Genomic DNA, 15,249 nt, shown 5'->3' with positions numbered 1-15,249 from the left:
GGATCTCACGCGGATCTCTTTGGGAGATGCGAACCCAGCCCCAGTTGCGAGAGCTCTGCTCACCTGCGATCTGCCCCTTTTCACAAAGCAGCACCGAGTGCCCACGTTCTGCGAGCTCCAGTGCGGTAGAAGCACCAACAATACCTCCCCCAACAACAACCACATCGGCGCGTTTGGGCAGGGCTAGATCGGCTTGGAAATGGGGCAGCTTAGGTCCAGGCATAGGAGGCTCTATGCCGTGCAGACTTTGCCCGGTCCAGTAGGCAAAATCGCCACAGGGTTTCCTGTATCAAAGATGTGGTTATTCGGACGCAGCCAGACAGTCAAGCAAGCAAAACGAGGGGGTTTTCGCCTTTTGTTTTAACCAGATAGAGGACCCCGGCACTAACCCGCGCAATTGCCAGGTGCTGAGTTTTGACTAGTTTTGATCCCGAAATCGATTGACAATTGGGTATCTTCGATCAAGCCAAAAGGCCCGAGGGGTCAAGCGCGCACCGGGGGCGGACTGAAAGCGTTTATATTCGCTGATGTAAACCAGATGCTCGACGCGCTTGGCGGTTTCAGCCTCAAACCCTGCCGCAACACAATCCGCAATCGATCCATCTTGGTCGACCAAAATCTCCAGAATGGCATCCAACTCGGGGTAATCCGGTAGGCTATCGCTGTCTTTCTGATCATCCCGTAGTTCAGCTGATGGAGGTTTATCAATTACATTGGGGCGAATGACCTCACCTGCTGGCCCCATCATCCAGGGGCGATGATTGTCATTGCGCCAGCGGCAGGTCTCAAACACCCGGGTCTTGTAGAGATCTTTGATCGGGTTATAACCACCGTTCATATCGCCATAGATTGTGGCATATCCGACAGCGACTTCGGATTTGTTGCCCGTGGTCAGCAGCATTTCACCAAATTTGTTCGACATCGCCATCAACAACAGTCCACGCAGGCGAGACTGGATATTTTCCTCTGTCAGATCCGCATCACGCCCCTCAAAGAGCGGTGCCAGTGTATTGGTGATCGCAGCGCGCCCCTCCGTGATCGGTACATAGTCGTAGTGAACGCCCAGCGCCTCTGCCACTGCTTCGGCGTCATCCAGGGATTCCCGGCTGGTATATTCGGAGGGCAGCATAACGCAGCGCACGTTCTCAGCTCCAATGGCATCCACTGCGATGGCCGCAACAATGGCGGAATCCACCCCACCCGAGAGACCCAACAGAACTTTTTGAAAACCACTTTTGCGCAGGTAGTCGCGCAGAGCTTCGACCATCACCCGATAGTCCTGCTCCCACTCATCAGGCAGATGCGCTTTCTCGCCTTCGATAGCGCGCCAGCCCTCCGGGGCGCGCTCTAGATCCAGCTGAGTCATACACTCGTCAAAAACCGGCATCTGCAGCGCCAGGGCACCATTCGGGTTCAGTACAAAACTGCCCCCGTCAAAGACCTGATCATCCTGCCCGCCGACCATATTGAGGTAGATAACCGGCAGACCCGTCTCAACTGCGCGGGCCACCATGTGGTTCTGGCGCACTTCCATCTTGTTGCGGAAATAGGGGGATCCATTGGGGATCAGCAGAAATTCGGCCCCGGTTTCTTCCAGTGTTTCCGCGACATCCTCGTGCCAACCATCCTCGCAGATCGGGGAGCCAATCCGCGTATTTCCAACCGCATAGGGGCCGCCCAAAGGTCCTGCATCAAAAATGCGCACCTCATCAAAAACCGTTTCATTGGGCAGGTGATGTTTTAGGCATCGCGAAGCGATCTTTCCGTCTTTCAGGATCAGGTAGGCATTGTACAGCTTGCCATCTTCCACCCAGGGGCAGCCGATGGCCAAAGCTGGCCCATCGGCGCAGTCTTTCGCCAATTCTTCCGCCTTAGCCATCGCAGCCAGATGAAAGACCGGCTTCATCACCAGATCCTGCGCATTGTAGCCTGTCAGAAACATTTCTGGCAGCGCCACCAGATCCGCTTTAGCTTTACGTCCCTCTGTCCAGGCCTGACGCGCCTTGGCGGCATTGCCATCAAGATCGCCTACTGTTGGATTCAACTGTGCCAAAGAAATACGGAAACGATCTGCCATTTCAGACAAGCCCTTTGCAAAATTGTTCTCCTGTCGTGTATCAGATCAACAGCCAAGGAAAAGGGCCGAGGATCAAAAGACATTGCGGCAAGCCCGCCCCTCGCTTAGTTTCCAAGCAAATAACCCATTGGCAGAAGCAACATCCTCCACCGGCCTTTGGCTGGTTCAGGGGCAGACAGAGGTTTACATGACCCGATTCAGCACCGCATTTGCAGTGATTTCCATATTCATGGCAGCCTCCCCATCTTGGGCGCAAGAGGATGCTATTATTACCAGCCAAGATGAGATCGGAGGCGTCTATGAGGGCACCTTTCGCGGCGGGCTGCAACATGGGACAGGCACCTACAAACTGCCAAATGGGTATGAGTATTCGGGCCAATGGGTAGATGGCGAGATTCGTGGCCATGGCACCGCGCGCTTCCCCAATGGCAGCGTCTATGAAGGTGAGTTTTCCAAAGGTAAGCCCGAAGGCATCGGCAAGATCACGCTTTCCGATGGCGGTACCTATGAGGGTGAATGGAAAGACGGCATCATCAACGGCAATGGCGTGGCCGTCTATGCCAGCGGCGTCCGTTATGAAGGTGGCTTTGTAAACGGGCAACGTCATGGCAAAGGCGTGATGCAGAACCCCGGCGGGTATGAATATAATGGGGACTGGATCGAAGGACGAAAAGAAGGCTCAGCCCGGATCACCTATCCTGACGGCGCCCTCTACGAAGGTGAGATCCTGGATGGCCAGCTGCACGGCAGTGGCACCTTGGAAATGCAGGATGGCCTAAGGTATGAGGGGACCTGGTCTGCAAACCAAATGCATGGAACTGGCACGCTGACCCAACCCAATGGAGATGTCTACACCGGCCCTCTGGACCAAGGCCGCCGCCAGGGCGAAGGGGTGCAACAGCATGCCAATGGCGATACTTATCGCGGTAATTTCCAAGACGATTTACGCCACGGCCACGGCATTTTCTCCAAAACCGACGGCTATGTCTATGAGGGCAATTGGCTGGCCGGGCAAATACAGGGGCAAGGTCGTGCAACCTATCCCGATGGTTCCAAATATGAAGGCCAATTCCAAGATGACCTAGCCCATGGTCACGGCAAAATCATGTACCCGGATGGCTCCACCTATGAGGGTGAGTGGATTGCCGGCGTCATCGAAGGCAAAGGCACCGCCGTTTATGCCAACGGCATCACCTATACAGGCGGTTTCAAAAATGCTCGAAACCACGGTCAGGGCATCATGACTGACGCAAGTGGCTACCGCTACGAGGGCGGCTGGGAGGATGATCAGCGCCATGGCACCGCTGAGGTCACATATCCTGATGGCTCTGTCTATGCAGGGGCATTTGCCGAGAACCAGCGCCACGGTCTGGGCAAGATCACCATGCCTGGTGGCTTTGTCTACGAAGGGCAATGGAACAATGGCAAGATTACGGGCAAAGGCGTTGCAACCTATGCCAACGGCGACACCTACGAAGGCAGCTTTGTAAACGGAAAGCGCCAAGGGCCCGGCACCTTGAAATATGCAACGGGTCAGAAAACGGAAGGTGAATGGGAAAACGGTGCCCTGGTCACAAACAACTGACCTTTTGATTTTGCGCCCCGCCTTTTGCACCAACTTTCCTCTTTTACTGAACCAGATCCTAGACCGGCCTTATTCCGGCTAGGTTTCGGCGCGCAGCAAGTAACAGAACGAACAGAACAACCAGGCAGGAGATCAGTAAAATGGAGGTGGTAACGCCCAGTTGTTCCGCCGCCAGCCCCATCAGGAAAGTCCCAAAGGTCGCGAGCCCCCAAAAGGCAGTCTGGTCCATTGCGATCAGAACCCCACGGCTCTCACTTGGACTGTTGTACAGGTAACGCCCGTAGACCAGCGCCTTGCCAATCTTGACGCTGCCTAGCACGCCAGTGAGAAGACACATCTGCCAAAAACTCTGAACTTGGCTCAGAAGTGCGAGAACAATAGCCCAACCGAGCCAGACAAATAGTGCCAAACGGCCTGGCCATTGCAACCGCGCCGCGTATCGCCCCGCAAGCCCGGTCACCCCGATCGCCCCCAGCCAGGCAAAGATATAGAGAAGAGCAAGCATGCCTCCAAACTCTGGGAAACGCTCACGCAATAGCAACGGCCAGAGGATATAGCCCGCCGGCACAACCAGCAATCCGAGCATCGCGCTGGACAACAGAATATCAGTGTTTTCTGCGCAGTCCCGGTAATGCGCACGCAGGCGGCTGAACACAGGAGCAGGCCTCATGGCTTGGCCCTTTTCTGGCCCCACGTGTTGAGCCGCCAACATGCGTAGATGCAGCGAGAGTAGGGCCACACTCATCACCATCAAAAGCGCATTCAAGCCAAAACCACCCAAAGCCAGTAGCCAGGGCAAAGCAAGACCTGTCAGAGTGCCCGCCAGCTTGGCCACGTTATGGGCAGTTGCGGCAAGGAGCGCATTGGCCTGAACAGAGCGTGGGGATGCCGCCGGGATAAAGGTATCAATGGCGGGGTTCGAAACGGCGCTGGTGATCCCTGCCAGCAGACAATAGGCAAAAAACGCCCAGGGCAATACGCCAAAGGCGTGATCCATCAGCCCATAGCCCGCAAGGACTCCGGCAAACCCCAATGTTGACCAAAGATAACAACGCCCGGCACCGATCCGGTCGGTCAGCGCCCCACCTGCAACCGTGAACAATAGAAACGGAGACAGGACCAATGCCTGATAAAACCCAATTTCGCTGGCGGACATTCCTGCATGAAAGGTCATGTACCAGGTAAACAGAACGGTCTGCAGCCCCTCCCCCCAGTGCCAAAACCCATAGGCCTGAAAAAACTTTGTGCGAAACATAGGCCCCAACCCCTCCACCCTTTATCTGAATTTTCAGATACGATATGATTCATTATAATAATTTTTCACCCCAAATTAAGATGAGTCAAGGGAAATGGACGACCAAAAAAAACGGGAAACGCAACCCATCATCGGCGCGCGAATGCGTGAGTTGCGCAAAGCCAAGCACCTGACACTGAAACAGCTGGCTGCGGAAACAGGTCTCTCTATTGGCTATCTCAGCCAATTGGAGCGCCAGGATGCGGATCCCTCCATTCGGGCCCTGAACGTCATTGGCAAAGCACTGGGGGTCGGCATCAATTGGTTTTTCCCGGGACCAGAGGATCAAGAAGGCCCTGAAGCTGGCCTTGTCGTCCGTGCAGGGCAGCGGCGCTCTTTGCGCTTTGCATCCGGCCTGCGCGACGAATTGCTCAGCCCATCCCTCTCGGGTCAATTGGAAATGGTGCTGACAACCTTTGAACCCGGCGCAGGTTCCGGTGCGGAGCTATACTCACACAAGGGTGAGGAAGCAGGGTACATCGCTGAGGGGCAGCTGGAAGTCACCGTCGATGACATAACCGTCTTGCTGCAAGCAGGAGATACAATTCAGTTTTCCTCTGAACGGCCACATCGCTATCACAATCCCGGCCCCAAGCGAACCGTCCTCGTCTGGGCCGTTACCCCGCCACATTACTAGACGCTGCCACAAGGAATTTAGGCAGAGGATGACTTGGCCGCGTGCCCGCTTTGCGTTTCGCAAAATTTCCCTCTTCCCATTCCTTTTGGGCGCTGTATAAATCCCCCATGACTTTGAACGCAGATATCCTTGTGACCGACTCCGCGACCCGCGGGCTGTCTCTGCGTGCCCTACTGCTCCTAAGCTGCCTCTGAGCGTGCCATTCTTTGGCGCGTCCGCTCAGAGGGTTTGCAAGCGCGCCAGAAAATGGACTTAGGACAGAATAGAAAGCTACCAGCATGACCAATTTGACTGAAAAAGATCGCGTATTGATCTTCGACACCACTCTGCGCGATGGCGAGCAAAGCCCCGGCGCCACCATGACTCATGACGAGAAGCTGGAGATTGCCGGGCTTCTGGATGAAATGGGCGTGGACATCATCGAGGCCGGTTTTCCAATCGCCTCCGAAGGCGATTTCCGTGCGGTGTCCGAGATTGCAGAACGCTCGAAGAACTCGGTGATCTGCGGCCTCGCTCGCGCCAACTTCAAGGACATCGATCGCTGCGCCGAAGCGGTTCGCAAGGCCGCTCAGCCCCGCATCCATACCTTTATCGGCACCTCGCCACTGCATCGCGCCATTCCGAACCTCACCATGGATGAGATGGCGGACAAGATCCACGAGACAGTCACCCATGCCCGTAATCTGGTGGACAATGTGCAATGGTCACCAATGGATGCCACCCGCACCGAATGGGATTACCTCTGTCGCGTGATCGAGATCGCGATCAAGGCGGGTGCCACTACCATCAATATCCCTGATACCGTGGGCTACACTGCCCCGGCAGAGAGCGCGGATCTGATCAAGCGCCTGATCGAAACGGTTCCCGGTGCGGATGAAGTGATCTTTGCCACCCATTGTCACAACGATCTTGGCATGGCGACCGCCAATGCCCTGGCAGCCGTTGCTGGCGGCGCCCGCCAAATCGAATGCACCATCAACGGCCTGGGCGAGCGCGCGGGCAATACAGCACTTGAAGAGGTGGTGATGGCGCTGAAGACACGCAATGACATCATGCCTTGGAGCACCGGCATTGATGCAACCAAGATCATGCATATCTCGCGTCGCGTCTCGACTGTCTCCGGCTTTGTGGTGCAACCTAACAAGGCTATCGTGGGCAAAAACGCCTTTGCCCATGAAAGCGGTATCCACCAGGATGGCATGCTGAAAAACCGCGAGAACTTTGAGATCATGCGCCCAGAGGATGTGGGTCTCTCCGGCACCTCGTTGCCCCTTGGCAAGCACTCTGGCCGTGCAGCCCTGCGCGACAAGTTGGAACACTTGGGTTTTGAGGTTGGCGATAACCAACTCAAGGACGTCTTTGTTCGTTTCAAAGAGCTGGCGGATCGCAAGAAAGAAGTCTTTGACGATGATCTCATCGCGCTGATGCGGTCTGGCGAAGATGCCGAAAACGACTACCTGCAAATCGTTTCCATGAAAGTAGTTTGCGGCACCGGTGGGCCTGCTGAAAGCACCCTCGAGATGGAAGTTGACGGCAAAGATGTCAGCGCCACCTCCGAAGGCGATGGCCCTGTGGATGCGACCTTTAAGGCGATCCGCAAGATCCACCCGAACACTGCGCGCCTGCAGCTCTATCAGGTGCACGCAGTAACCGAGGGCACAGATGCCCAGGCGACCGTTTCTGTCCGCCTGGAAGAGGATGGTGTCATTGCAACCGGTGAAAGCGCAAATACGGATACTGTTGTTGCCTCAGCCAAGGCCTATGTGAACGCGCTGAACCGTTTGATCGTACGCCGTGGCAAGGTCGGCGAAGGGGTCGACACCCGCGAAATTTCTTACAAAGATCTCGCCTAGGACTGGCTCAACCAGCAAAACGAAAAGCCCCGAACTGAGAGGTTCGGGGCTTTTTCTTTGAAATGCGCAGCTATTCTACAGAGCCCTGGTTCATGCTCATCGGTTGGCCAAGATTTTAGGGAGAACCTTTACTTGAGCGCTGCGAACACCCGGTCCAACCTCTTGCATTCTTCATCCATCCCATAGGGCGCATTAACTACAAACATGCCAGAGCCCACCATTCGATGGCCCTCCCGCGCAGGTGGAAAGTTGACCTCATGGCGGATTGCGCCTGGCAGATCTTGCCGCATCAGCGCATTGAGCATCGCGCGATGGCTGCCATCGGTCAGGATCGGATACCACAGAGCGATGATCCCGACGTTCCATTTCCGGTGAAGCGTGGAAATAATGCCTGGAATGCGCCCATAGTCGGATTTGATCTCATAGCTGGGATCAATCAGCATCATACCACGACGCGGCATCGGAGGTGTCAGGGATTGCGCCAACTCAAACCCGTCTTGCTGGTATAGCTTGGCCCGTCCTCTGGGCAGCGCCTCCTTTAGGCCCTCATGTTCTTTGGGATGCAGCTCTGCAAGATGCAGGCTGTCAGTGGGACGCAGAAGCGACGCCGCTACAAGAGGCGACCCCGGATAGGCTGCGGCACCATGCATCTGCCGACTGGCCTCCAACGCTGCAAGCAGTGGGTGACCGTCAGGAAAGATCTCTGCGCGCAGAACGCGGTCAATGCCTGCGGCGGCCTCTCCGGTTTTCACCGCCTCCGGCGCCTTCAGATCATAAAGACCACGCCCTGCATGCGTCTCGATGTAGCTAACAGGTTTTTCCTTGCGGGTCAGATAGGACAATACCCAAGCCAAAAGCGCGTGCTTTTGAACGTCGGCCAGGTTCCCGGCATGATATATGTGTTGATAAGAGAGCATCTGCTTCCTCTAACCGCTTTTCGAGGCTCACGAAACCTCTGATCCTGCAGCGGGTACAGCCCGCGAATCTGTTTTTTGGAAAAAGGCACCCCTGCGCAAAGACAAGCCTCATTGGGAAAGTGATCAAAGACCGGCGAAAAGACGCTAGTTAAAGATAAAACGCCCTTTCACGGTGCCTCTGCACTGTTATAAGACCTTGGATTGCGACAGGATCAGAGTCGCTCCCTTCAGCTACAGTTCAACAGGACCCCTCTTACATGGCGATTTTCGGAAATCTCGGCGGTTTGTTCACCTCGGATATGGCCATTGACCTCGGCACCGCAAATACACTGGTCTACGTCAAAGGGCGCGGTGTTATCCTGTCTGAACCCTCTGTGGTGGCTTATCACGTCAAAGATGGGGTGAAAAAGGTCCTGGCCGTTGGCGAAGATGCAAAGCTTATGCTGGGCCGCACCCCTGGCTCGATCGAAGCCATCCGCCCAATGCGCGAAGGGGTTATTGCCGACTTTGATACCGCCGAAGAAATGATCAAGCACTTCATCCGCAAGGTGCACAAGCGGTCGACTTTCTCAAAGCCAAAGATCATCGTCTGCGTCCCCCACGGTGCAACGCCGGTGGAAAAACGTGCAATCCGTCAATCCGTTCTCTCCGCGGGTGCCCGACGCGCTGGATTGATTGCAGAACCGATTGCAGCGGCCATTGGTGCAGGCATGCCAATCACCGATCCGACAGGCAACATGGTCGTCGACATCGGTGGTGGTACCACCGAGGTTGCGGTATTGTCGTTGGGCGACATCGTTTATGCGCGCTCGGTGCGCGTGGGTGGCGACCGGATGGACGAATCCATCATTGCTTATCTGCGTCGCCAGCAGAACCTTTTGATCGGGGAAGCCACTGCTGAGCGGATCAAGACCTCTATCGGCACCGCCCGCATGCCAGACGATGGCCGCGGCCAGTCCATGCAGATCCGCGGACGTGACCTGCTGAACGGGGTGCCTAAAGAGATCGAAATCTCCCAGGCTCAGGTGGCCGAGGCATTGGCAGAGCCTGTGCAGCAGATCTGCGAAGCGGTGATGACCGCTTTGGAAACCACCCCCCCAGATCTGGCCGCCGATATCGTGGATCGCGGCGTCATGCTGACCGGCGGTGGTGCGCTTCTTGGTGATCTGGATCTGGCCCTGAGGGAACAGACCGGATTGGCAGTCTCTATCGCTGATGAAAGCTTGAACTGCGTGGCACTTGGAACAGGTAAAGCGCTAGAATACGAAAAACAGCTGCGCCATGCGATCGACTACGACAGCTAATCTCAGCTGAAGCGGCCGCTGCGGCGTCTAAGACCAGACAAAAGGGGAAAGGAGCCCTTTGGCCAAAGACCGTTCCCAGCGTGAAGACTATACAACCCCACTGCGCCGTTTGCTGCTGGGGTTGCTTTGTTTGTGCCTATTGGCGCTGTTTCTGCTCTGGCGGATCGACAGCCCAAGGGTAGAGCGGTTTCGAGCGCAATTGATCGATCGTGTCGTCCCCAATATGGAATGGGCCATGGTTCCGGTAACCGGCACTATCAATCTGTTCCGCGATTTTCAAAGCTATCAGCGCCTGGCCGAGCAAAACCGCGAGCTGCGCTCTGAGTTGCGCCAGATGCGCGCCTGGAAAGAGGCTGCCCTCCAGCTGGAGCAAGAGAACGCGCGTTTGTTGGACCTGAACAATGTGCGCCTGGATCCGCAGCTTTCCTATATAACGGGAGTGGTCATGGCCGATAGCGGCTCGCCGTTTCGTCAGTCGGTCTTGCTGAATGTTGGTTCCCGGGACGGTATTCGCGACGGGTGGGCCACAATGGATGGTATCGGCCTGGTTGGTAGGATCTCAGGGACCGGGCGGGACACTTCGCGCGTTGTATTGCTGACGGATGCCGCCAGCGCGGTTCCTGTCACCATCCAGCCCTCAGGCCAGACCGCCCTCATCACCGGGGACAACAGTGCAGCCCCACTGATTACTTTCTTGGAAAACCCGGACCTCGTCCGCCCTGGCGACAGGGTGATTACCTCTGGCGATGGGGATGTGTTCCCTCCTGGCCTCTTGGTAGGGCAAATGACCGAAGACCGGAGTGGACGGCTTCGCGTGCGTCTCTCCGCCGACTATCAACGTCTGGAATTCCTGCGCGTGTTGCGTCGACAGGGCACCCGCGCGATCCGTGATCCAGGTGGGTTGATCGTTCCGGCACCGGGCAGCGCCACCCCGAAACTCCGCCCGTCAGATTTTGAACCAACACCCTCTCTGCCCAATGCAGCAACTGTGGAAAGCGCTGACAATGGCTGATGTTACACCAGCCAAGGTCCATCTTATGCGATGCAGCTTTGCCGGCCTTGCCTTGGCTGTTGTCTTCTTCCGCCTGCTCCCGCTGGAAACAAACCCGCGCAGCTGGGCGCCTCCAGATCTCATTCTGGTGCTGGCGCTTGCTTGGTCTGTGCGCCGCCCCGACTATGTTCCTGCTCTGCTGCTTGCCGGTACCTTTGTGATCATGGATTTTCTGTTCCACCGACCACCTGGTCTAATGGCGCTCTTGGTTCTGATTGGATGTGAGTTCCTTAAAACGCGGGCACAACCACATCGCGAAGCCACATTCTTGGCAGAGTGGCTGGCCGCTGCGGTTGTTATCGCGGCAATAGTCCTAGCAAATAGGTTCGTCTTATTCGTGCTTGCGGTGGAGCAGGCGCCCTTCGGCCTCTCTATTATCGAAATGCTTGCCACTGTAATGGCCTATCCTTTGGCGGCTCTGTTTAGCCAAAACCTGCTGGGCGTGCGCAAGCTATCCCCTGCAGAAGCAGATGCCCTGGGAGCCCGCGCATGAAACGCAATCCCAAAGAAGTTGAAACCACACACCGCAGCATGTCCCGGCGTGCTTTGCTTTTGGGTGGAATTCAATTGGTCTTTGCAGGCGGACTTGCCGCCCGGATGCGTTACTTGCAAGTGGATCAGGCCGATCAGTTCCGGCTTTTGGCCGAAGAAAATCGCATCAACATCAGGTTGCTTCCCCCGGCACGCGGAGAGATTTTTGACCGCAACGGCTTCTCATTGGCGCATAACTCGCCCTCATACAGGGTCACTGTTGTTCCGGAAGACGCGGGCGACATCGGTGAAGTCATCGAAAAACTATCCCAGCTGATTTCTTTGGACCCCGAAGATATCGAGCGCGCCTTGGCAGAGATGCGCCGCTCACCACCTTTCCTGCCGATCACACTTGCGGATCAGCTGAGCTGGGAGGAAATCTCCAAAGTTGCGGTGAATGCCCCTGCCCTGCCCGGTATCACCACGGAGGTGGGCCTGACACGTGTCTACCCGCAACTTGGTGATTTTGCCCATGTCGTCGGCTATGTTGGTCCGGTCTCGGACTATGACCTCGGCAAATTGGAAACGCCGGATCCCATTTTGCGGATCCCGCGTTTTCAGATTGGTAAAGTTGGGTTCGAAGCCAAACGCGAAGACAGCCTGAGAGGCTCCGCTGGCACCAAACGGGTTGAAGTCAACGCAACAGGCCGCGTCATGCGTGAGCTAAGCCGGAAAGAGGGGCAAGCCGGCACGGATATGCAGCTGACACTGGATGCTGAGCTGCAGAATTACGTTCAGGCCCGCCTCGGCAGGGAGAGCGCCGCAGCTGTTATCGTGGATTGCAAGAACGGTGATCTTCGCGCCATCGCCTCCGCACCCAGCTTTGACCCAAATCTCTTTGTCCGTGGAATCTCGGTTGCTGACTACCGGTTGCTAACCGAGGACCCTTATCGTCCGCTGGCAAACAAGTCCGTCCAGGGCACCTACCCGCCCGGATCAACTTTTAAAATGGTCGCCGCCCTTGCCGCTTTGGAAGAGGGGCTGATCGGGCCTGAGGATACTGTGTGGTGCCCCGGCCATTTGGAAGTTTCAGGGCGTCGCTTCCACTGCTGGAAGCGCGCAGGCCATGGGCATGTCGACCTCAATACCTCGCTGAAACAATCCTGCGATGTCTATTACTATGATCTGGCCATTAAGGTGGGTATCGACAAGATTTCTGCCATGGCCAACCGTCTGGGGCTTGGCATCCGCCACGACCTACCTATGTCAGCGGTCGCCCGTGGGTTGGCTCCCAATCGGGATTGGAAATCGCGTGTTCACGGGCAGGACTGGTTGGTTGGTGATACCGTAAATGTCTCAATCGGACAGGGCTTTATGCTGGCCTCTCCGCTCCAACTGGCCGTGATGACCGCCAGAATTGCAACCGGCCGCAGCATAACCCCGCGACTGGTCAAATCCATTGACGGGATCGAACAGGAAAGCGGCGAAGGTCTCTCTTTGGGTCTGGGTGAAAACAATTTGCGTATGGTCCGGCGCGGGATGTATTCGGTCAGCAATGACCGACGCGGCACGGGCTATCGGGCGCGCATCATTGCCGAAGACATGCGGATGGCTGGCAAGAGCGGAACCAGTCAGGTCCGTAACATCACCGCTGCGGAACGCGCTGCGGGTGTTATTCGCAACGAAGATCTGCCCTGGGAAAGACGTGACCATGCGCTTTACGTCTGCTACGCCCCCTATGACAATCCGCGCTACGCGGTAGCCGTGGTTGTTGAACACGGTGGAGGCGGCTCTAAGGCTGCGGCCCCGATTGCGCGCGATGTAATGTTGCAAGCACTCTATAATGGCACACCGCCTCTTGCGGCCTACCCCAAAGGCGATCGCAGTCGCATCAAGGCTCAGCAAGAGCGCCTGGAGCGGGAGCGTATCCGACCACAGCAAGGCCGGAGCAGTGATCGAGCATGAGCTATCTAGAGTATCACGCTAAGACGACGCCTTCGGGTCTGCGCAAAATCCTCTATCTGAACTGGCCTCTGACATTGTTGCTGGTCACCGCTGCTGGCGTTGGCTTCCTGATGCTCTATTCCGTTGCAGGCGGATCATTCAGCCCCTGGGCAGAACCCCAGTTCAAACGCTTTTTGCTGGGGATTGCGGCGATGCTCATCGTCGCCATGGTGCCGACCTGGTTCTGGCGAAATATCTCTGCTTTGGCCTTTTTCCTATCCTTGCTTTTGCTCATCGCGGTTGAGTTCTTTGGCTCTGTCGGCATGGGGGCGCAGCGCTGGATTGATCTGGGTTTCATGCGGCTTCAGCCGTCCGAACTTACCAAAATAACCTTGGTTATGCTTCTCGCAGCCTATTATGACTGGCTGCCAGCAGAGCGCATTTCAAAGCCGGTTTGGGTGTTCTTGCCAGTCTTGATGATCCTCCTGCCCACCTTCCTGGTTCTGCGGCAACCCGATTTGGGAACATCCATTTTGCTGATGGCTGCAGGTGGTGGGGTGATGTTCCTGGCGGGGGTGCATTGGAGCTACTTTGCCGCCGTCATCGCTTCTGCCGTTGCCCTTGTCAGCGCCGTGTTTCAGAGCCGAGGCACCGATTGGCAATTGCTGAAAAACTACCAGTATCGGCGTATCGACACCTTTCTGGACCCCTCGCAAGACCCGCTTGGCGCTGGCTATCACATCACCCAATCCAAGATCGCGCTGGGGTCTGGCGGATGGTCTGGCCGGGGCTATATGCAAGGCACCCAATCGCGGCTGAACTTTCTGCCTGAAAAACACACCGATTTTATCTTTACAACATTGGCAGAAGAGTTTGGCTTTATCGGCGGCTTTACCCTTCTCTCAATTTATGTGCTGATCATCGTGTTCTGTGTTGCCACGGCATTTGCAACCAAAGACCGTTTTGCCTCACTGGTCACGCTTGGGGTTGCGATCACCTTTTTCCTGTTTTTTGCGGTAAACATGTCGATGGTCATGGGCTTAGCCCCGGTTGTGGGCGTGCCGCTGCCGCTGGTTTCATACGGCGGTTCTGCGATGCTCGTCCTGTTGGCGGCCTTTGGTCTGGTCCAAAGCGCCAATATCCACCGGCCCCGCTAGGACGGCGTCACCCCCTGGGCCAAACCGAGTCCCTGCCGCAGCAACTCCATGACCGGGCGATCTCTATCGCGCCGCCAGCTGAGCAAACCAACGTTTCGCGCGGATGCATCAATCGGCGCAAAGCAGGTTTGGGGGAAATGTCGTAACAAACCCTCCCATCTTGGAAGCAGGGCTTGCCCCAGCCCATCCCCCACCATTTGCGCAATGGTCTCCAGCGCATCCATCTCACACAGGATCCTGGGGGCAGTTTCCAGCCGCTCAAGTGCTGCCCAACATGCTGACCCACCCCAGGCCTCGCGCCCATAGACAATATAGGGCAAGTCCTGCCCGGGCTCTTTCGGCGTCAGCAAGCCCAAAGGCTGCCGCCCCACCACCTCGAACACCATCGATTTAGGCAGGACAAATGGAGGTTCAACGATCAGTGCGGCATCCAAGGCCTCACTTTCGAATTTGTGAAAAATCTCGGAAGAGGACCCAGGCATGAGAGACAGCTCCACCTCCGGCGCCTCCGCCCTCAGCACTTCGACCAAGCCAGGCGCATAGTCACCTATCGCTGTGGAAATCGCGCCCAACCGGAATGTCCCTTTCAACCGCCCCTGCATCAACCGCTGTTTCAACCCAGCTCGTATGCGAAGCATCCGATTGAAATCCGGCAGCAAAGCCTCACAATCCGGGGTCGGGACCACCCGCCTTCCCTCTCGCAGCAAGAGCGCGACATGAAGTTCGGCTTCGAGTGCAGCAACACGTTGGGAAATCGCTGCCGCTGTAAGGTTTTGTTGTCGAGCAGCCGCCGCCAAGGAACCGACCTCCACAACCGCGACCAAACTTTCAACAAATCGTATATCCATAGTTTCCCTTATGTTTGAAGAAAGAGGAATTAGCTAACCTATTCTTCCGCAAAGACGGTAAACCCCCAATGCACACTCTAAGGAACCAAACCGAATGCAAGGAACGCGCGA

The 15,249-nt window shown here is 56.3% G+C and carries 13 protein-coding genes; 8 read left to right on the top strand and 5 right to left on the bottom strand.

The genetic code is table 11. The annotated features are described in order from the left end of the window. Together RSK20926_RS03175 and RSK20926_RS03170 are read right to left on the bottom strand one after the other, a co-directional pair. On the bottom strand, positions 1-223 hold a 223-nt coding region (locus tag RSK20926_RS03175), incomplete at its 3' end, for an FAD-dependent oxidoreductase (RefSeq protein WP_008204335.1). Between the two features lie 195 nt (positions 224-418). Beyond that, on the bottom strand, positions 419-2,077 hold the full coding sequence (locus RSK20926_RS03170) for an NAD+ synthase (protein WP_008204334.1): 1,659 nt from the start codon (positions 2,075-2,077) through the stop codon (positions 419-421). A gap of 187 nt (positions 2,078-2,264) precedes the next feature. Here RSK20926_RS03170 and RSK20926_RS03165 point away from each other — a divergent pair, with 187 nt between their 5' ends. After that, a complete protein-coding gene (locus RSK20926_RS03165; protein ID WP_037253606.1) occupies positions 2,265-3,662 on the top strand; it encodes a 2-isopropylmalate synthase in 1,398 nt (465 codons plus the stop codon). A 58-nt stretch (positions 3,663-3,720) separates the two neighbouring features. On the opposite strand, the gene RSK20926_RS03160 is transcribed toward RSK20926_RS03165, so the two are convergent. Then, on the bottom strand, positions 3,721-4,917 hold the full coding sequence (locus tag RSK20926_RS03160; RefSeq protein WP_008204332.1) for an MFS transporter: 1,197 nt from the start codon (positions 4,915-4,917) through the stop codon (positions 3,721-3,723). A gap of 94 nt (positions 4,918-5,011) precedes the next feature. Here RSK20926_RS03160 and RSK20926_RS03155 point away from each other — a divergent pair, with 94 nt between their 5' ends. Then, the gene (locus RSK20926_RS03155) at positions 5,012-5,593 is read left to right on the top strand and encodes a helix-turn-helix domain-containing protein (protein WP_008204331.1); all 582 of its coding nucleotides are present in this window, start codon (positions 5,012-5,014) and stop codon (positions 5,591-5,593) included. 278 nt (positions 5,594-5,871) lie between these two features. After that, entirely contained in the window at positions 5,872-7,446 is a 1,575-nt protein-coding gene (locus RSK20926_RS03145; protein WP_008204330.1) for a 2-isopropylmalate synthase, read from the top strand. Between the two features lie 128 nt (positions 7,447-7,574). Here the strand turns inward: RSK20926_RS03145 and RSK20926_RS03140 are convergent, their stop codons facing one another. Continuing rightward, positions 7,575-8,363, bottom strand: coding sequence for a 23S rRNA (adenine(2030)-N(6))-methyltransferase RlmJ (locus RSK20926_RS03140; RefSeq protein WP_008204328.1), 789 nt, complete (start codon positions 8,361-8,363; stop codon positions 7,575-7,577). Positions 8,364-8,620: 257 nt separating this feature from the next. Between RSK20926_RS03140 and RSK20926_RS03135 the strand changes: the two genes are divergently transcribed. From RSK20926_RS03135 to rodA, 5 genes are read left to right on the top strand one after another with little or no spacing between them, the layout of a single operon-like run. Beyond that, on the top strand, positions 8,621-9,667 hold the full coding sequence (locus RSK20926_RS03135; protein WP_008204327.1) for a rod shape-determining protein: 1,047 nt from the start codon (positions 8,621-8,623) through the stop codon (positions 9,665-9,667). A gap of 58 nt (positions 9,668-9,725) precedes the next feature. Next, positions 9,726-10,679, top strand: coding sequence for a rod shape-determining protein MreC (gene mreC / locus RSK20926_RS03130; RefSeq protein ID WP_008204326.1), 954 nt, complete (start codon positions 9,726-9,728; stop codon positions 10,677-10,679). Then, the gene (locus RSK20926_RS03125) at positions 10,672-11,211 is read left to right on the top strand and encodes a hypothetical protein (RefSeq protein WP_037253377.1); all 540 of its coding nucleotides are present in this window, start codon (positions 10,672-10,674) and stop codon (positions 11,209-11,211) included. The genes mreC and RSK20926_RS03125 overlap by 8 nt, the downstream gene beginning before the upstream one ends. After that, entirely contained in the window at positions 11,208-13,154 is a 1,947-nt protein-coding gene (gene mrdA / locus RSK20926_RS03120) for a penicillin-binding protein 2 (RefSeq protein WP_008204324.1), read from the top strand. The genes RSK20926_RS03125 and mrdA overlap by 4 nt, the downstream gene beginning before the upstream one ends. Beyond that, on the top strand, positions 13,151-14,290 hold the full coding sequence (rodA, locus tag RSK20926_RS03115) for a rod shape-determining protein RodA (RefSeq protein ID WP_008204323.1): 1,140 nt from the start codon (positions 13,151-13,153) through the stop codon (positions 14,288-14,290). The genes mrdA and rodA overlap by 4 nt, the downstream gene beginning before the upstream one ends. Here the strand turns inward: rodA and RSK20926_RS03110 are convergent. Further along, positions 14,287-15,138 carry a LysR family transcriptional regulator gene (locus RSK20926_RS03110; protein WP_008204322.1) on the bottom strand — a complete coding sequence of 284 codons (852 nt, stop codon included), beginning with the start codon at positions 15,136-15,138 and terminating at the stop codon, positions 14,287-14,289. The genes rodA and RSK20926_RS03110 overlap by 4 nt on opposite strands. Positions 15,139-15,249 lie beyond the last annotated feature (111 nt).

Source organism: Roseobacter sp. SK209-2-6 (assembly GCF_000169455.1).
Taxonomy (GTDB): domain Bacteria; phylum Pseudomonadota; class Alphaproteobacteria; order Rhodobacterales; family Rhodobacteraceae; genus Pseudophaeobacter.
This window is presented reverse-complemented; position numbering and strand designations above follow the sequence as displayed.